A 19433-nucleotide genomic window follows, 5' to 3' on the forward strand; every position below is an offset into this window, starting at 1 on the left:
CGGTGGCCCGTGGTAACCACGCACACGGCCGACAAAAAAACCACCTCGTCTAGGAACGTTTAAAGCGTTGAGCCAGTTCCTGGTGGGAAACATGAATAATCGTGGGCCTGCCATGAGGACAGGTGAAAGGATTTCCGGCTGCCGACAATTGTTTCAAAAGAGACCTGGCCTCCACCCCGGATAATCCTTCCCCGGCTTTTATTGCTGCCCGGCAGGCAGCCTGAGCCGCCAGGTGATGCACCAGGTCTTCCCGGGATGGCGAGCGTCCCGGTGCATCCAGGTAACCAGTTATGTCCCGCAAGTAAGATTCACTTTCTCCCGGCGGAAAATCCGGTGGGAGTCCCCGCACCACCACTGTATCCTGGCTGAAGAAATCCAGTAAAAACCCAAGGGAAGCAAGAAATTCCTGATGATCTTCCAAAAGGCGAGCTTCCCGGTGGGTAAGAAAAACATTTACTGGCAGCACAAGCATCTGAGAAGCTATTCCGCCAGCAAGCGCAGCCAGGTATTTCTCATATAGCACACGTTCGTGAGCTGCATGCTGGTCAATGATATACAGGCCTTCCGGCCCCGTAGCCAAAAGATAGGTCGGCATCAGCTGGCCCAGATACTCCACTGCTGGAAAGGAGGATCCGGCCTGGTCATAAACCGGCGCAATTTCGGCCACGTAACCCTCCCCATTGGCCGAAAGAAGGGAACCCTCAGGATGGTCTGAGAACAAAACCTGATCCCTCCCGGGATCCGAACGGGAAGAGCGGGATACCTGTGGCAAGTCCCCCTCCCTCCACAAAATGGGCCCATCTTCCTGTTGTATGGACTTTATATAATACCTTCCGCCGGTCTCCCTCCGCGAGACAGATTCACTTCCCTGCAGTACCGCTCCTGGAATAACCAGCCGGTTGCCCACCAGGGACTCCCGGACGGCGCGGGTAACAGCCTCAGAAACTTCCTTTTCCCGGGCCAGCCGGATTTCCAGCTTGGCCGGATGAACATTGACATCCAGCAGTTCCGGTATAATGGAAAGGGAAATCACAGCCACAGGATAACGGCCTGCAGGTAAAAGAGTATGATAAGCCTCGCATACAGCCATTGCAACCGAAGGACTGTAAACGTATCGTCCGTTTATTAATACAACAATCTGTCGGCGATTGTTGCGGTGCATAGTAGGCCGCCCGGCATAACCTTTTATCCGTAACCAATCCCGCGAACTATCATCTACGAGAAGCATTTCCCGGGCCAGTTCGGGACCGTAAAAAGAAGCTATGACATCCAGCAGTTTTCCGGTTCCCGGGGAAGCAAAAATTCGGCGTCGATTATGGGTGAACCGTATGGCTACCTCCGGCCGGGCCAGTGCCAGACGGAACACATAATCCCCCACTACACCCCCCTCGGTACCGGGCGTCTTCATATATTTTTTCCTGGCCGGGGTATTGTAAAAAAGGTCTTCCACGGTAACTATCGTTCCCGGAGCCAGGGCAGCAGGGCCGCTCTTAATTACTTTACCACCTTCCACCTGCACAAAAGTCCCGCGGTCGGCATAGGCGGGGCGTGTTTTCAGCGTCATCCTGCTTACCGCGGCTATACTTGGCAACGCCTCCCCCCGAAAGCCTAAGGTGGTAATACGGAAAAGATCCGCCGGTCCACGTATTTTACTGGTGGCATGGCGCAGGAGTGCAAGCTGCGCGTCCTCCTCATCCATACCACAGCCATTGTCCCGTACCACAATTCGGGTAAGACCACCCTGTTCGATCTCCACCGAGATGGCAGTAGCCCCTGCATCCAGAGAATTCTCCACCAGTTCTTTAACTACCGAGGCTGGTCTTTCCACCACCTCGCCGGCAGCAATCTGGTTGGCCGTAACTTCATCCAGAATAACAATCTTCGGCAATTATTATTCCCCCACCTTTGGGCCCTCTGAGACCCACTCCCGGCTCTTTTCCCGGTCAAAGGCCAGGAAAGTATCGGTAGACTTATCCTGTAGATAAATAAACTGGTATTGCTCAATCTTCCGGGCCTGTTCGTAAGCATCGTAGGCCTCACCTTGGCAGGTCCCACAGGCCGTAAACGGTATGGACACGCAGAATACCCTGCTGGGGTGGCCGTAACCATGATCGGCACGGGAATCGATTGTTATATAACCGGGACAATTAGGGCAGCGGCGTACTCTCTCCAGCTGTTCCTCTTCAATGTAATCTGTATCATAATAAATATGTTTTCGACGCTGGAAGAAAGGTCCTGTACCAAAGATTTTATCCAGGTCTGCCCGGTCCCTGTTTTCCCACACATTCCGCAACTGCTCTACCACCCGCTTTACCCGGGCTACCCGTTCCTGGTTTTCCTGCATCATCCCTGGCCCCTGGGGTTCACGCACATTGGAATAGTCATGGCCTGCCAGGGCCAACAGGATGGCCAGGTTGACATAGGGAAGGGCCGTTTCAATCGCATAACCACCTTCCAGTACTGCCAGGTGCGGGTTAAGCTTGCGAGTAAATTCCGCATAACCTCTGGCTGTAAAACGCATGCTGCCCAGCGGATCGGTAAAATGATTGTCCTGACCTGCCGAGTTGATAATAAATTCCGGTTGAAAGTCTTCCAGAATCGGTAAGATCAGATTATCCACAACATAATGAAAGATCTCATCTCCCAGTCCCGGTGGGAGGGGAATATTTATGGTTCGGGCATATGCCCCAGGCCCACCCAGTTCATTGGGAAACCCCGTCCCCGGGTAAATGGTCCGCCCATCCTGGTGAAAGGAAATAAACAAAACGTCGGGATCGTGATAAAAGATATCCTGAGTACCATCACCGTGATGTACGTCCGAATCTACAATCGCAACACGCTTAATACCATGATGACGGCGAAGATATTCCACCAGAACGGCTTCATTGTTTATATTGCAGAACCCCCTGTTGCCATGGACCACCCTCATGGCATGGTGTCCTGGAGGACGTACCAGCGCAAAACCGTTCTTCAATTCTCCATTCATGATGGCATCCGCCAGGAGGGTGGCTGAACCAGCAGCAATAAGATGTGCTTCGGTAACCTGGTTTTGTACCCGCGGAACACAAAAATGTACCCGGGCAATGTCGTGAATAGTAGCCAGGCGGGGGGCGTATTCCTCTATTTCCGGAAGATCCAGAACTCCTTCTTCAAAGATTTGATCCCGCGTATACAAGAGACGTTCTTCCCGTTCCGGATGGGTAGGTGAGATGGCCCAGTCAAAGGCCGGGAAGAATACCAGACCGGTTTTCTTATTTTTCATGGCGACCCCCCGCTCCCACATGGTATAGAATCCCCCGCCGGGTTTGTACGGTCACGTCAATTAAACGGCCGACCGTAACCCAATCCCGCACCATGTTGAATACTTCCCGCCTGGTAACCTCCAACCCCTCTATGTCCTCAAGCCCGTGACGGGCCGCCCGCTTGCGCAGCCACTCTTTGGCCAGTTCCAGAGCTTTTTCCTCATTGAACGAACGCCCGGTGATCCTCCCCTGGTAACCTTCTTCCTGGATGATGTAAATACCCTGTTCCGTATCAGCCCTTAAGGTTACCTGCAAGGTGGGCCGGGCTACCGCCGCTCCTATGGCGTTGGCTACCGGCGCGTAGGGCGGGATCACCGGGTAACAACCCAAACGGGCAGCAATCTGAGAAACAAAGCCAGCTGCCCCACCGCCTACACCTACCACGGTACTGGGACGTACTTTCTTTTTCTGCAGTACTTCCCAGACCCGGTAAGCCGGCTCCTGCTCCCAGCGGGAAAACATGGCTTCAATCTCCCGGGTAATGGTTTCAATCACCCGTGTGGTCACCCGGCTGGCCACTTCGGCAACGGAGAGCCGCAAAGGTTCACCCAGCATCTGCATGGCTTCCCGCGCCCTATCAAGATCTCCAAGTCTGGTTAATCCAAGCGCCCTCAAGGCATCGGTAGGCGTGGGCAGGGGACCGCCCAGGCAGTAGGGCGCACCGAGTCGCTCGGAATAAATAATAATGTCCTTCCCCACCCTTTCGACAACACTATCTCCTCCTACAGGCACCGATTTTACCGCCAGTGCCCGCACATGAGTGAGCATATCATCCACCTGCGCTCCCCGGGAAGCTAAAAGGGGTTGACCGCTCAAAATCAGAGCCAGATCAGTGGTGGTACCGCCGATATCAACCACTACTGCTGTTTCCCCCGGTGGCGTCAACGCCTGAACTCCCAGCGTACTGGCAGCAGGCCCGCTAAAAATGGTTTCCACAGGGACTTCCAGGGAACTCTCCAGGGGCAGGGTACCACCGTCGGCCTTAAGAATAAAGATGGCACCCTTTATTCCCCGTTGCGTAATGGCCTTCTGAACGGAACGGACAAAAAACTCGTACTTCTCGCGGGTAGCACAGGTTAGATAAGTGGAAACCACACGGCGAGGAAAGTTCAATTGACCGGCCACCTGATGTCCCATCTCCACATGCCAGCCGGGGTAGTTCCATCGCACACGGGCAGCCACTTCCTTTTCATGGCGGTGGTTGCGGCATGAAAACTTGCCCACTACAGCCACCTTACGATAACCCTTGGCAGCCAGTTCCGCAGCCGCCTGGTCCACCTCAGCCAGACGAAGGGGAATAATCTCCCGCCCCCGGTAGTCAATAGCACCCTGGACGATATATGTGTCGGTAGGGAAACGGTACAGGCTGGGACTTAAGCCAGGCCCGGGCATGAGGATCAAGCCCACAGGATCATATTTTTTCTCAGCAATTAAATTTGTAATAACAGTGGTGCTGAAAACCACCCGTTCGACCAGTTCTCCATCTATTCCCTTCATAATTTCGTCCAGTGCTTCCAAAAGGGAGGATAACAAGTCCTCCCGGGTGGGCACTTTGGCTATGGCCCGGACCAGACCCCGATCCAGGAGAACTGCATCAGTACAGGTTCCTCCTACATCTATGCCTATATACACGGGAAAGATTCACCCCCTACCGAAATCTTCTTCCAAGGATAAACACTTTCAAACTACCGTGACCCAACTGCCAACTTGACACCGTTTTTTAAACTGCGCTGCCAGACAGCAAGGGTATTAAGAGCCTCAAGTGGAGTCATTTGCCACAGATCAAGTTTTACCAGTTCCTCCAGGATGGGATGACCGGTAAGCTCAGTCTTTTCTTCCCTTTGAACAGGAAGGTCACCAGGTAAAGAATTAACAAATCCCTCTTTTCTGCGGTGCTCCAGTTCGTGCAGTATTTCTTCAGCCCTGCGCAGGATCTCCAGGGGTAATCCTGCCAGGCGGGCCACCTGGATACCGTAGCTTCGGTCCGCACGCCCGGGACGGACTCTACGCAGGAAAATCACTTCTTCTCCTTTTTCTTCCACGGCAACAGTAAAATTCTTGACTCCTGGCAAGATATCCAGTTCAGTCAATTCATGATAATGGGTTGAGAAGAGAGTACGGGCACCGATGCGGGACACAATGTATTCCACCAGTGCCCTGGCAATACTGATGCCATCGTAGGTACTGGTACCCCTCCCCACCTCGTCCATGATGATCAGGCTACGGGGCGTGGCCGCCCTCACAATTACCTGGCATTCGCTCATCTCCACCATAAAGGTGCTCTGCCCTGCAGCCAGGTCATCACTGGCTCCCACCCGGGTAAAGATACGGTCTACAACACCTATTTCTCCGTAGGCAGCAGGAATAAAGCTACCCAGCTGGGCCATCAATACCAGCAGGGCCACCTGACGCATATAGGTGCTCTTGCCTGCCATATTAGGTCCGGTTAGAAGGATCAAGCGGGTATCGTCCCCCAGATCGACGTCGTTGGGTACAAATTCCCCCGGCTCAAGCACCTGTTCCACCACCGGATGACGACCCTCCCGGATGGTAATGCGGAAACCATCGTTTACCTCGGGACGGACATAATTTCCCTTAACCGCTGCCTCGGCCAGGGAAAGGAGTGCATCGGTAAAGGCCAGAGCCCCTGCTGCCTGCTGGATACGCTTAACCTCGGAAGCCACCTTCTCCCTTATTTCAGTAAATAAACGGTATTCCAGCTGGACAAGCCTTTCCTCCGCACCCAGAATCTGTTCTTCAAGCTCTTTTAATTCAGGTGTAATAAAACGCTCCGCCCCCGCCAGGGTCTGCTTGCGTATGTAATCGGGGGGCACAAGTTCAAGGTTGGGACGGGTTACCTCAAGGTAATAACCAAATACCTTATTAAAGCCCACCTTCAGGGAGCGGATACCGGTACGCTCTTTTTCCCGGGCCTCCAGCTGGGACAACCAGTTTTTGCCCTCCCGGCTGGCCTGACGCAAGCGGTCCACTTCGGGATGATATCCCTCCCGGATAATACCCCCCTCCCGCGTTCCGGCAGGGGGATCAACATCAATAGCTTCATTTAAAAGTTGTACGACATCTTCCAAACAATCCAGCTTTCCACATATTTCCTGCCACAGGAGAGCCCTTCGAATGCATAGCACCTTCTTAACCTGCGGCAAAACGGACAGTGAATTTTTTAAGGCAAGCAAATCCCGGGGACCGGCGGTACCGTAGACTATCCGTGATGCCAACCTCTCCAAATCGTAGACGGACTTTAAAAAATGCTTTAGTTCCTGACGGGCAAGATTATCATTAACCAGTTCCTCCACTGCATCCTGACGGGCACGAATAGCCTGCACATCCAGCAGGGGACGCTCGATCCAGGACTTCAACAAACGCCCGCCCATAGCCGTCACCGTATGATCAAGTACCCATAGAAGAGTACCCCAGCGAGATCCGTCCCTTAAGGAACTGGTTAACTCCAGATTGCGCCGGGTGACCCCGTCCAGGTGCATGTACTGACCCGTACTGTATATTTCCACCCGATTAATCTGGCCCAATTGCCGTTTCTGGGTAGCCTTAAGGTAATTTAATATCCCTCCCGCACAAAGGACAGCCAGAGGCAGGTCACTTAAATCGGACCGCATCCAACCCGGTCCCAGTTGTTCCTGTAAGCTCCGGACCGCTTCACTCCGCTCAAAGGCAGCCGGATTCCAGAATGACACAACCACCTTGGGCAGACGGGCCTTAACGACCCCGGCCAGCTCCCGGTAAAAGGATATATCCGGCAGGAGAATTTCGGCCGGCTCAAGACGGGTTAGTTCATCCATCAGCGCATCCCGGTCACTTAGCTGGGTAACCATGAACAGACCCGTTGTTACATCCACCACGCCCAGACCGTAAGCATTTCCTTTTACAACTATAGCCGCCAGAAAATTATGTTTCCTTTCCTCCAGGCATTCCATAATCGTGCCGGGAGTGATTACCCGGGTCACTTCCCGCCTTACGATTCCTCTTGCATCAGCCGGATCCTCGACCTGATCACAAATTGCCACCTTGTAACCCCGTTCAATTAAACGGGCAATATAGGTTTCTGCAGCGTGATAAGGTACCCCGCACATAGGTACCCGGCCGGCTGCCCCTGCATCCCTGCCGGTAAGGGTAATTTCCAATTCACGAGAGGCTACCAGGGCATCATCAAAAAACATTTCGTAAAAATCCCCAAGACGAAAAAAAAGTATAGCGTCTTGATAATTCTGCTTAATCTGCAAATACTGCTTCATCATGGGGGTATAGGACACCAGTAATCCCCTCCTGGGCACCATTATAACACAAAGAACTGCCAGGCAAAAGGAAAACCCGGTCCCGGTATCCAGTCACAAAAACCCTCAAGAAAATAAGTTTGCACCGGGACACCAAATAAGATATAATACGAGGAGTGATAGGAAGGGAGCAGGTATGAAGGGGAAAATACCTACCTATGAAGTTATTACATTCGGTTGCCAGATGAACGACCATGACTCGGAAGTCATGGCCGGCATGCTCGAATCCATGGGCTACGAACCGGCTACCAGTACTGATGAAGCTGATGTAATACTGGTTAACACCTGCTGTGTACGGGAAACGGCCGAAAATAAAATCTACGGTCTTTTGGGGCGCCTGGCAGACTTAAAGAATAAAAAACGCAACCTGATTATTGGCATTGCCGGATGCATGACCCAGCAACCAGGAGTCGCCCGCAAAATTAAAAACCGTTTTCCCCAGGTGGATCTTATCCTTGGTACGTATAACTTGCATCGCCTCCCCGAACTCCTTTTACAGGCCCGGGAGTGCGGTGAAAGAGTGATGGAAGTATGGGAGCAGGCCGGTGAGATCGTCGAAAATCTGCCCATGCGCCGTGCCTCCAGGGTAAAGGCGTGGATAAATATTACGTACGGCTGCAATAACTTTTGCACTTACTGTATCGTACCATACGTACGCGGGCGCGAGCGCAGCCGCCGCCAGGAAGACATCCTTAACGAGATTCGCCAGCTGGTACAAGAAGGCTACCGCGAAGTTACTCTTTTGGGGCAGAATGTAAACTCTTATGGCAAAGATTTGCCTGAACCAACCAGCTTCGCCCGCCTGTTAAGAGAAGTGGACCAGATCCCGGGTCTATGGCGCATTCGTTTTACCACTTCCCATCCCCGGGATTTTACCCAGGAATTGATTGATACCATTGCCAGCTGTCCCAAGGTATGCGAACACATACATTTACCCGTACAGGCTGGCAGCAACCGCATCCTGAAGCTCATGAACCGTGGTTATGATCGGGACTACTACCTGGATCTGGTCGAGCGCATTCGCCACACCATACCCGGCGTAGCCATAACCACTGATATCATGGTAGGGTTCCCCGGTGAAACGGAAGAAGATTTCGCCCAGACCATGGACCTGGTGGAAAAGGTGTGTTTCGACGGAGCTTTTACCTTTGTATATAACCCGCGTCCGGGTACTCCAGCTGCACGTTTACCTGAACAGATACCCGATGAAATAAAAAGCGAGAGGATTCAGAAGCTAATCGAGAGACAGAATGAAATCACCCTCTCTCGCAACCAGGCCTTTGTTGGCCGGGTGGAGCAAATTCTGGTAGAAGGCGAAAGTAAAACGAACCCTGAAATGATGAGCGGCCGCACCAGAACCAACCGCCTGGTGATTTTCCCCGGCTCCAGAACCCTCACCGGACAACTTGTGAATGTAACTATTACCGGAGCTCGCCTTACCCACCTGGAAGGCAAGTTGGCGGCGACGGTATAATCAAATATTTCCCTGGATTGGAGGTGATTGATGTGTCTGTAATTGCAAAGGCCCGGGAACTGGGAGAAGAGATAGCCCATTCACATGAGTTGACAGCCATGATCCAGGCTCAACAGGCCATGTTGCAGGACCCTACCGCCAAACAAATAATTGATGAATTTCATCACAAACAGCGTTTCCTGCAAATGATCCAGAGCCGGGGTCTGGAACTTACCGAAAGCCAGAAGGCTGAAGTGGAAGATTTGGAAAAGCGCATGCTCGATAACCCTTTGATCACGGAATTCTTCCGTGCTCAACAGACTTTCGAACAGTTACTGGAAGAAATTAACCAGATCATTAGCGAAGCCATTTCCGGCAGCCAGCATTCTTGTCCCAGCGAAAGCTGCAGTTGCTGCCATGGCTGTGATTAATTATAACAGCTGGCACACTTTTAAGCGACGGTAACGATTGATAGCAGCAGCAATTTCCTGCACCCGGGGGCGGGCGTAATCCCCCGGGTGCTGACCTTTAAAGGGGGACACAACATCCAACCCCTCTTTATCTATATCCTCCATCACTGCCAGGACTACCTCTCTCAAGGTTCGTTTTCCGTCAATATAGTTCTTGGCCGCATACCTGATGATTTCAGCTATGGCACGTAATTGAGCAGGGTCAACCAGTTGCTCCACATTCTGCATGTCGATATCCATATGGCCGTAGATAATTTCATCGGTACCCCGCGCTTTAACTCTGGCCCGTTCCTCGAGGGTAAAGGAGACAGGCAAAGGAATACGGTAAGTAATGCGGTTAAAAGTTCCGACAGCTTCCACCCGGCGTTCATCCCGGTGACGAAAAGCGATCTCCCTGGCCCGCCGGGTGACATCCATGGGGATATAATTCTGCATCATAATAACCCGGTCGGCCACCGCAAAATAATCCCCCGAACCGCCTACCACCAGGACGGTAGAGACCCCCAGGTGTTCGTAAAGCTGGCGGACCCGATCAATAAAGGGGGTTATGGGTTCATGTTCCTTGGCAACCAGCTCCTGCATACGACCATCCCGGATCATGAAATTGGTCGCGCTGGTATCTTCGTCCAAAAGCAAGAGCCGGGTCCCTGCTTCCAGGGCCTCCACTATATTTGCCGCTTGTGATGTGCTGCCACTGGCGTTTTCCGTAGAAAAAGACCGGGTATCCTGGCCATGAGGCAAATTGTTGATAAAGGGGCTGATATCCACCTTTTCCACGCTACGGCCGTCCTCAGCCCGAATTTTAACTGCGTCACCCACGGTTATCACCAGTTCCCGCCCGTCTCCAGGAATGTGGTTGTAGACACCCCGTTCCAGAGCCCGCAAAAGGGTGGATTTCCCATGGTAACCCCCTCCAACAATGAGAGTGATTCCTCTGGGAATACCCATGCCGGTCACCGTACCGCGATTGGGCAACTCGAAAGAAACCTCCAGTTCAGGTGGAGATTGAAAGGGAATTACCCGGCCCCTGGTCAGAGGGCGGTCGCTTACACCGCTTTCCCGGGGCAGGATGGAGCCGTTGGCTACAAAAGCCACCAGGCCCCGTTCATCAAGGCTGGCTCTTAAAAACTTCTGGTCTTCCACCAGCTCCACCTGTTTTTTTAAAGCCGATGCATCCAGGGTTTTATAAAACAAGGAGTTGTTTACAATTGCAGGAATCTCTTCAAAGAAGATGCACATCGCTTCCCGTGCAGCAATAGTACGGCCCCGGGCAGGCATACCAAGGTTAAAACGGACTTCCACATATTGCTTATTCACAACTGCCCCGGTACGTTCGAGAATTTCCTGGCCACAATGTGCAACAGTAATAAGGCCGCTTTTACCGGTACCCCGGTGTCCCCGGCTATAGCGGCTGATTGCCTGGCCAAATTGGCGCACCAGGAAATCCTCCAGGGCAATTCTCCGGGGAGTGGTAGAATAAAGTTCGGGCGGGAAACCGGCCAAACGCTGCTCTACCCGCACTCTCAGCCTGCTTGGGGGTGCAAAGGGATCGCTTTGTACATGGTCAATAAATAGAGTGTAATACCCGAACGTATAGCTGCCGGCAATGGACTTATAAGCACCATAGCCACGACCATCTATCCCCAGGAGGCGGGAACGCAGTTCTTCCCGGCTGGACAACCAAAACACCTCTTTAATGTTAATTGCTCACCAGAAAAACTCGTTAAATCAAGGCTTTAAAAAAGGCCGCCTTGTAGCCCTTGAAGAAACCCAAAATACCTTCTTACAAAACCCGACCCAGGTTGAGCAGGAGCCACAGACGATCCCCTTTTTTAATTACCCCCCGGAGGAACTCCATGTTATCCCCCGCCACGGCAGGCGGTTCCATCTCATCAGCGGTGTAACGACCTACTTCCAATACATTATCAACTATCATACCCACTTTTTGCCCTTCATACTCAACCACAATAATCCGGGTTGCATCGGTATAACCCCGTACAGGTAAGTCCAGGCGCCTGTTAAGGTCAATAACCGGAACGATGCTACCTCTGAGATTTATTATCCCTTCGACGTAGCTTTTGGTGTTTGGTACCCTGGTAATATCAGTCATGCGAATGATCTCCTGAGTTTCTTGAATAGGTAAGGCGTATTGTTGATCGTTTAATTGAAAGATTACCACCTGTTGTTCATCACTCATAAATTTATCCCCTTCCTCATAACACTCATAATTCCTGATACGATACCAACTTGCACCGCACCATACTAAACCCAGGGGACTTTTGATAAATGGGGTGATTCTGCTATTCAACTCAGCCAGCACTACTTCTGTGGCTGGGCTTCTTTGATTAGTTTATCTTTTGAAGCACCACAGGACTTGCACTTACCAGGCTTGCAACGAGCCTCCACTATGTTCCCACACACCTGGCATTTCCAGACAGCCATTCTCTCACCCCCTTTTTGCTGCCTGCCGGATCTCCTTGATAGCTTCTGCTGGATCAGGAGCACCAAAGACAGCTGAACCGGCTACCAACACCGTAGCCCCGGCCCGGACCACCGGAGGCACAGTGGCAGGACTGATACCACCATCCACCTGGATTTCCACATCCAAACCGGCAACATCCAGCATGTCACGAATTTTACGTATTTTAGGGATAGTCTGGGGAATAAAGGCCTGTCCACCAAATCCCGGGTTTACAGTCATGACCAGCACCAGGTCAAAGAGTCCGGGTAAATATTCCAGCATGTCGGGGGAAGTAGCAGGATTGAGGGCTACCCCCGCCCTCACCCCTTTTTCCCGGATACGTGTCAGCGTACGGTGAAGGTGCCGGCATGCTTCCACATGTACCGTTATCAGGTCTGCCCCGGCTTCCACAAAAGTATCTATATAACGGTCAGGATCTTCGATCATTAAATGAACGTCAAATATGAGCCGGCTGTAGGGTCGCAGAGCCGCCACCACAAGTGGCCCGATAGTAATATTGGGTACAAAGTGACCATCCATAACGTCAATATGGAGGTAATCTGCCCCGGCCTCTTCAACCCGCCGCACATCCTGCAAGAGGCAGGCAAAGTTTGCTGAGAGAATAGATGGTGCTACTTTAATCACTCAGTATCTCCTCTCCATTTCCATTACTTCCTTGAGCAGTCGCAAATAATTTTCGTAGCGAAAGGCTGCAATTTCTCCTGCTTCCACAGCCTTTTTCACCGCACAATCAGGTTCCTGGAAATGCAGACAACCGGTAAAGCGACAACCGTCACGATACGTTAAGAATTCCGGATAATACTCTCCCAGCTCTTCACGTTTCATTTCAGGTAAATACAGGCTGGAAAACCCCGGAGTATCTGCAACCAGTCCCCCACCGGGCAAGCACAGGAGCTCCACATGTCTGGTAGTATGCCGCCCCCGACCCAATTTGCGACTGATCTCTCCGGTCTTCAATTCCAAACCGGGCACCAGAGCATTTAAAAGGCTGGACTTACCCACTCCCGAAGGTCCGGCAAATACAGTAATATGTCCCTCAAGGAGGACACGCAATTCATCAAGGCCACTACCATCCAGGGCACTGGTACAGACTACCGGGTAACCCGCACGGCGGTAGGCCCCAATTATATTAGATACGGGTTCCGTACCCAGATCCATTTTGTTAAAACAAATGGCTGGCCTTACCCCTGCATGTTCAGCCTGGGTAAGAAACCGGTCCAGTAAAAAGGTACTGGGCTCGGGATCCTTTACCGCGAAGACAATCAGCGCTCTGTCTACGTTGGCCACTGGCGGGCGTACAAGAGTAGTCCGCCGGGGATGTATCTCTTCGATCACCCCGTAACCCCGAGCTTCAAGGCGAAAGGTAACACGGTCCCCAACCAGCACCTGTTTTTTTTCACGGCGAAATCGTCCCCTTAAGGTACAATCGAAGATTTCCCGACCACTCGCAATGTAATAGTGTCCACCGTAAGCTTTGACCACCGTTCCTTCCTGTAACATCTTCTACCGGTTACGTCCCCCTCTTTTCCTAATTATCGTCAATATTTTTTCCATCTTGAAGAGGTTTCTCTTTTACCAGCTTATTATCAAGGTACACCTGAATAATAGCCCGGCCGTAATAGCGTACGTTAGTTATTACTGTCTCCCCCGGTTGATGAGTGTTAAGGTAGGCTAAAGTTGTTCCCCGGATATCATTAATTACAATTTTAACCTGGTGAGCCTGCCCATCGTTGGGAATGGGCACCTTAACTAGAACCTCCCTGGGGACAGGTCCAGGTCCCTTGCTTAACGTTACCTTGATAGAGGTCCCCTGGTCAACCACGCTATCAGGAGCAGGATCCTGGCTTATCACCTGATTCTGAAAATAATCCGTACTCTCAACCCACTCTACATTTTCATCCATACTCAAATTATTTTCTGCCAGTTTGGCCCGGGCCTGCTCCACGGTCAATCCGATCAGGTTGGGTACTTTGGATTGCCTGGGTTTTGGCCCCATGGAAAGATAAACCGTAACTGGTGTGTTGGGTGCTACTCGTTGCCCGGCAGCAGGAGACTGTTGAAAAATCAGGTCCGGAGGAACACTATCATCGTAACCTCTCTGCACCTGTTCAGCCAGGACCAACCCCTTTTCACTCAAACGTATCCGCGCCTCTTCCAGGGGGAGACGGTACAGGTCGGGCACCTCTCGCAGGTCGGGGCCCAGACTGACTGTCAGGGTAATGACCCGGGGAGGTTTTACCGGAGCATCATCCGGACCAATATCCTGGTCAATCACATACCCCTCAGGAATCGTCGGATGGTGTTCTTTGCGTACCGCCACCTGTAATCCCAGATTGGCCAGTATCTTCCGGGCCTCAGGCAACTCCTTGTTTATTACTGACGGCACTGTTACTGGAGGAGGTCCTTTAAGATAGTTGTTGAGAGCAAAGGTTCCACCTGCAAAAAAAACCAGCAGGAGAAAAGTCAGGGCCACCCATCCCACTGGACGCAACCTGCGACGCCGGGTCACTTTATCGCGGGTCTTGCCTACCGGCTTGAGAACCTGGGTAGCCATTTCATCAAGGGGAATGAGACGGGTGGCCTCTTCCCCCTCCCGGGCAAAACTGCTCTCGAGGTGACGGGCCATTTCCCTGGCAGAAGCAAAACGAGACTGGGGATTTTTTTGCATGGCCCTCAGGACCACCTGTTCCAACCCGGGGGGAATAGCGGGATTGTGCCGGGAGGGGGGGACCGGTTCTTCTTGAATGTGTTTAATAGCTACGGCAATGGGGCTGCTCCCGGTAAAAGGTAAACTGCCGGTAAGCATTTCGTAAAGAACAACACCCAGTGAATAAATATCCGATTGAGGACCTGCCAGTTCCCCCCGGGCCTGTTCCGGCGAAATGTAATGTACGGACCCTACAATGGTGTCGGTCTGCGTGACGGTTGAAGATGTAGCCTCCCGGGCAATTCCAAAATCAGTTAATTTTGCCCGCCCGCTTTTTGTGATAAGGATATTATGGGGTTTAATATCCCGGTGTACAATATTATTCTCGTGAGCATGTTCCAGAGCCTCCAGAACCTGGAGGGCAATCTGCACCGCCTTTTCTTGTGATAGTGCTCCTTCCCGGCGAATAACGGTTTTCAAGTCTTCGCCATCCACATACTCCATGACCAGGTACTGAATATCATCTTCATGCCCAACATCATAAATGGAAACAATGTTAGGGTGAGAAAGGCTGGCCACCGCCCGGGCCTCTCGACTAAAACGACATGTGAATTCTTTATCTGATGAGAATTCAGGACGCAAGACCTTGATGGTTACCAGGCGGTTTAAAAAAGTATCCCGGCCTTTATATACAATGGCCATTCCACCGCCGCCCAGCTGTTCCAGGATTTTATACCGGTTCCCCAACTGCTTCCCAATCATTACTTGTCACCTCAAGTCTTGGTTGGGTAGTAAGTTTTTCCAATTCCATTTTATTCTAAACTACGAGCCGGTAGTCATTACCGCCTGGATTATCTCCCGGGCAATGGGAGCCGCCACCACCCCGCCGGCACCACCGTTTTCCACAATTACTGCTACCACCACCCGGGGTCTTTCGGCAGGAGCAAAACCAACAAACCAGGCATGAGGCTCTCCACCGGGATTCTGTGCCGAGCCCGTCTTACCGGCCACAGTTATACCAGGGAGTGCCGCTTCTCGACCGGTTCCTTCTTTTACCACATCCACCATAGCCTCCTTGATGATACCGGCAACCTTCGAATCAATTGCAGTAAGCCAGCGGTGCGGTACCGTCTGGAAAAGCACACCACCCCTGTGGTCCTGTACCCGGACTAAAAGATGGGGGCGCATGATTACCCCATCATTAGCGATGGCCGCTGCAACCAGTGCCATTTGCAGCGGGCTAACCAGCACCTCACCCTGACCGATAGCGCTGGAACCCAACTCCGGTTTGCTCATCTTTTCCGGAGGGGTGAGAGTCCCGGGCCGATAAGCAACCTCCGGAAGGTTGCCTTTCCAGGGATCCAAAGTTAAGCCAAAGGCACGAGAAGTCTGGTAAAACCTTTCTGCTCCCATCTCCAAACCTAACTGAGCGAAAGCGACGTTGCAGGACACAGCCAGAGCACGGCGAAAATCTACTTTTCCGTGGGCAGCAGTATCATATAGTCGAAAGCCATCAATTACCAGGCTACCCTGACAATTAAAAATACGTTTGATCACGCCGGGATCTGCAGTCAGGGCACCTGCAGCAGTAATTAATTTAAAGGTTGAACCGGGTGGATACGCTCCCTGGGTGGCCCTGTTCAGAATGGGTGCCCCTTTATCATGTTGCAGTAAGTCGTACACGGTGAGAACCTTACCGTCAGGGGTACGCCTTACCGGCTGGTCGATTGTATTCGGATCGTAGCTGGGACTGCTGGCCAGGGCTAGAATCTCCCCGTTTCGGGGGTCCAGTACCACGATAGCTCCCCGCCGGTTACCGAGAAGTCTCATAGCCAGTCGCTGGAGGTGGGCATCCAGGGTAACTACCACATTGTCCCCTACCCGCGGACGGCCCATCAAACGGTCTATAATCATACCAATTTTATCTTCATCGGTCATGGCTAACAGGTAACGATCATAGGCAGACTCCAGCCCGGTGCGGCCGTAACGTTGGGAAACGAAACCAATTACCTGAGCTGCATCTTCCCCCAGAGGGTAAATGCGCCTGCCATCCTGAGTTTTCGCCAGCACCGCCCCTCTGCGGTCGCAGATGGTCCCCCGACGCACTTTGGCTTCGTAAGCTGCCAGGCGCCGGTTGTGGGGGTCTGTTGCCAGAACCGGTCCCAGGAACACGTTGATATAGCCAATATAAAGACTCAACAGGACAAAGGAGCCCAGGAGCAAATAGCCTAACCGACGGATGTTCTGTTTCATTTTCCCCTCGCCAAATAATTTCCCCTGATTACCTAAAAGCCTAACCACTTGCCAGCCGTTTGAGAAGCTCCGTCTCATGTGAAATATTCAATAAAAGGCCCAAAATGATGAAATTGGCCACCAGGGAACTGCCACCGTAACTGAGAAAGGGCAAGGTAACGCCGGTTAAAGGCAGGAGCTTGGTTACCCCGGCCATAATGATAAATGCCTGCAGTCCCATCAAGGCGGTCAACCCCGTTGCCAGGAGACAGGCAAAATCATCCGGGGATGCCAGGGCAATAAGGAAACCACGGTAAACAAAGAGCATGTAAATCATCAATACGCCAAGTCCACCTGCCAGGCCCATCTCCTCAGTAATAGCCGCAAAAATGAAATCTGTGTGCACAGCCGGGATAAACAGGGGCAGACCTCCACCCAACCCGGAGCCGGTGAGACCGCCCGCAGCCAGAGCGAAAAGAGATTGGACTACCTGGTAACCGGCAGTTTCCACGTAACGCCAGGGGTTAAGCCAGACTTCCACCCGCAGGCGCACGTGTTCAAAAAGAGCATAACTGCCCGCTGCTCCGGCCAGGAAAAGCGCTCCTCCCAGACATATATATGCCACCCGCCCGGTACTGGCGTAAACCATGGCTAAAAAAGTACTGAAATAAATAAGCGCCGCCCCCAGATCCTTTTGAAAGATTAAGAGTATAAGAGAAACGCCCCACATAGCGATCAAGGGCCCCCATTCCTGCGGTGCCGGCAGTGCTACACCCATTACCGTCCGGGTTCCCTCCGCCAGGGCCAGGCGATTTTCAGCCAGGAAGGCAGCCAGGAAGAGCACCAGCAGTATTTTTACAAACTCCGAGGGTTGCACCTGAAACAATCCCAAATCAAGCCAGCTTTTGGCTCCTCCCTGCTCGACCCCCAAAAAGATGGGCAACAAAAGACCGATTATGCCGGTCAGAGCGTAAACGTATTTATAATCGGCCAGTACCCGGTAACGGAGAAAAAAGCAGGTCATAAACCACAGAGTGAGTAAACCTATCAACAACCACACAAACTGGCGAAACGCATAAGCTGGATTTAAACGATAAAGAAAAACCAGGCTGGTAGAAGAAAAGAGAGCCACGAGGGGTAACAAAAAGGGATCTCCGGCAAAACCGGTCCATAACCAGAAGAAATGAAGGCCCCAGAAGGCTAACATGGTAAGCAGCGCTCCTACCAGTACCATTACTGCGGATGGTACCGGTTTCAGGAAATAAAGCGCCCCCGCTCCAGCCAGCATGTAAGCGCAAACCCCAAAAAGCAACTTTCTTTCAACGGCCCGCAAGTGATATTCTCTCGGGGCAAACATGTTTATTCCACCGCCATTAAGATCACCGTAATATTATCACTACCACCCCGTTCAAGTGCAACCTCTACCAGTTTCTTCACAGCCCGGTTCAAATCCGGATTCTTTTCCACCAGTGTGCCTATTTCATGAGGCGGTAAATGAACCGTTAAACCATCAGTGCATAAAAGCACTTTATCACCAGGATGGAGTTTTACCTGCCCGCCATCCACTTCGAGCCTGGGTTCAATACCAAGAGCCCGGGTGAGTACATTGCGCTGGGGGTGACAACGAGCCTGCTCCTCACTGAGACCTCCCAGCCGGACCAGTTCCTGCACAAGGGAATGATCTTCCGTGAGCTGAAGGATCTTCCCCCCACGTAACAGATATACGCGGCTATCCCCAACATGTGCGAGGTGAAGATATTCTTTTGCAACCAGCACCGCAGTCAAAGTCGTACCCATACCTCTGTAGCTTGCACTGCTGGAGGATAATTGATAAACCAGCCGGTTGGCTTCCTGTACGCCCTGTACGAGTAAATTCCCCGGATCGTCCGGGAGAGGATGATGTGCTTTAAGGAAACGTACCAGTTCAGCAATGGCCGTCCGGCTGGCAATCCCCCCGGCCCGATGGCCGCCCATACCATCGGCCACGGCAAACAAACCCAAACCGGGTTCCACACACAGGCTGTCTTCATTTACTCGCCGTACCAGCCCCGCATCACTGGCTTGACTCCACTTCATATCCCCACCTCACAAATTGAAAGGTAACGCTACCAATACGCAAACGGTCACCATCTGCCAGAACGGCAGGCCGGTCCAGGCGCACCTCATTAAGATAGGTACCGTTTAAACTGGCCAGATCCTGTACCCAATACTGGTCACCCCGTAAAAAAATTACCGCGTGTTCCTGGGAAGAAAAAGGATCGGGAACAACCAGGTCGTTATGCTCTCCCCGGCCAAGGGTAATCCTTTCTCCCAGGTAAAAAGTCATTCCCTTTTCCAGCCCAGGATAGGAACTGGCCAGAACCACCAGCCGTGCCTCCCGGTTTCGGGACGGTAGCCCCCCCAAACAGGTGCCCGGGGTACCCCCGGGGGGAACCGGGTTTGCCATGGGCGAATTGGCTCGCATCCCCCAGAACATCTCACGGACCACTACAATTAAGAAAGCGTAGAAAAGAAAAAGGAAAAGATACCTGAATATAGTT

At 52.2% G+C, this 19433-nt stretch carries 16 protein-coding genes; 2 read left to right on the forward strand and 14 right to left on the reverse strand.

Annotation, left to right across the window (positions count from 1 at the left end; translation table 11 throughout):
• Positions 1–49: 49 nt before the first annotated feature.
• From mutL to mutS, 4 genes are read right to left on the reverse strand one after another with little or no spacing between them, the layout of a single operon-like run.
• Positions 50–1888, reverse strand: a complete 1839-nt coding sequence (mutL, locus tag ACPLUI_RS02105; protein ID WP_424658619.1) for a DNA mismatch repair endonuclease MutL — start codon at positions 1886–1888, stop codon at positions 50–52.
• Between the two features lie 3 nt (positions 1889–1891).
• The gene (locus tag ACPLUI_RS02110; protein WP_424658620.1) at positions 1892–3262 is read right to left on the reverse strand and encodes a histone deacetylase family protein; all 1371 of its coding nucleotides are present in this window, start codon (positions 3260–3262) and stop codon (positions 1892–1894) included.
• Positions 3252–4934: a hydantoinase/oxoprolinase family protein gene (locus tag ACPLUI_RS02115; RefSeq protein WP_424658621.1), complete on the reverse strand. Its 1683-nt coding sequence runs from the start codon at positions 4932–4934 to the stop codon at positions 3252–3254. The genes ACPLUI_RS02110 and ACPLUI_RS02115 overlap by 11 nt, the downstream gene beginning before the upstream one ends.
• 53 nt (positions 4935–4987) lie before the next feature.
• Positions 4988–7573, reverse strand: a complete 2586-nt coding sequence (gene mutS / locus ACPLUI_RS02120) for a DNA mismatch repair protein MutS (protein WP_424658634.1) — start codon at positions 7571–7573, stop codon at positions 4988–4990.
• Between the two features lie 172 nt (positions 7574–7745).
• On the opposite strand from mutS, the gene miaB reads away from it, so the two are divergent.
• Entirely contained in the window at positions 7746–9083 is a 1338-nt protein-coding gene (miaB, locus tag ACPLUI_RS02125; protein WP_424658622.1) for a tRNA (N6-isopentenyl adenosine(37)-C2)-methylthiotransferase MiaB, read from the forward strand.
• Positions 9084–9115: 32 nt separating this feature from the next.
• Positions 9116–9493 (forward strand): YlbF family regulator, encoded by a 378-nt coding sequence (locus ACPLUI_RS02130; RefSeq protein WP_424658623.1) that lies wholly within the window; start codon positions 9116–9118, stop codon positions 9491–9493.
• On the opposite strand, the gene ACPLUI_RS02135 is transcribed toward ACPLUI_RS02130, so the two are convergent.
• From ACPLUI_RS02135 to ACPLUI_RS02180, 10 genes are all read right to left on the reverse strand, one after another.
• Complete coding sequence (locus ACPLUI_RS02135) at positions 9494–11212, reverse strand: ABC-ATPase domain-containing protein (RefSeq protein ID WP_424658624.1); 1719 nt, start codon at positions 11210–11212, stop codon at positions 9494–9496.
• Positions 11213–11315: 103 nt separating this feature from the next.
• On the reverse strand, positions 11316–11729 hold the full coding sequence (locus ACPLUI_RS02140) for a chemotaxis protein CheW (protein WP_424658625.1): 414 nt from the start codon (positions 11727–11729) through the stop codon (positions 11316–11318).
• A gap of 122 nt (positions 11730–11851) precedes the next feature.
• Positions 11852–12037 (reverse strand): RCKP-type rubredoxin-like domain-containing protein, encoded by a 186-nt coding sequence (locus ACPLUI_RS02145; protein WP_424658626.1) that lies wholly within the window; start codon positions 12035–12037, stop codon positions 11852–11854.
• The gene (gene rpe / locus ACPLUI_RS02150; protein ID WP_424658627.1) at positions 11979–12638 is read right to left on the reverse strand and encodes a ribulose-phosphate 3-epimerase; all 660 of its coding nucleotides are present in this window, start codon (positions 12636–12638) and stop codon (positions 11979–11981) included. The genes ACPLUI_RS02145 and rpe overlap by 59 nt, the downstream gene beginning before the upstream one ends.
• On the reverse strand, positions 12639–13514 hold the full coding sequence (gene rsgA, locus ACPLUI_RS02155) for a ribosome small subunit-dependent GTPase A (protein ID WP_424658628.1): 876 nt from the start codon (positions 13512–13514) through the stop codon (positions 12639–12641).
• Between the two features lie 28 nt (positions 13515–13542).
• Positions 13543–15423, reverse strand: coding sequence for a Stk1 family PASTA domain-containing Ser/Thr kinase (gene pknB, locus ACPLUI_RS02160; RefSeq protein WP_424658629.1), 1881 nt, complete (start codon positions 15421–15423; stop codon positions 13543–13545).
• 60 nt (positions 15424–15483) lie between these two features.
• Positions 15484–16914: a peptidoglycan D,D-transpeptidase FtsI family protein gene (locus ACPLUI_RS02165; protein ID WP_424658630.1), complete on the reverse strand. Its 1431-nt coding sequence runs from the start codon at positions 16912–16914 to the stop codon at positions 15484–15486.
• Positions 16915–16954: 40 nt separating this feature from the next.
• Complete coding sequence (locus ACPLUI_RS02170; protein WP_424658631.1) at positions 16955–18250, reverse strand: FtsW/RodA/SpoVE family cell cycle protein; 1296 nt, start codon at positions 18248–18250, stop codon at positions 16955–16957.
• A gap of 2 nt (positions 18251–18252) precedes the next feature.
• Positions 18253–18969: a Stp1/IreP family PP2C-type Ser/Thr phosphatase gene (locus ACPLUI_RS02175; RefSeq protein ID WP_424658632.1), complete on the reverse strand. Its 717-nt coding sequence runs from the start codon at positions 18967–18969 to the stop codon at positions 18253–18255.
• On the reverse strand, positions 18947–19433 hold a 487-nt coding region (locus ACPLUI_RS02180), incomplete at its 5' end, for an FHA domain-containing protein (RefSeq protein WP_424658633.1). The genes ACPLUI_RS02175 and ACPLUI_RS02180, both read right to left, overlap by 23 nt.

It is taken from the genome of Desulfofundulus sp. (assembly GCF_049701015.1).
In the GTDB taxonomy this organism is placed as follows: Bacteria; Bacillota; Desulfotomaculia; order Desulfotomaculales; family Desulfovirgulaceae; genus Desulfofundulus.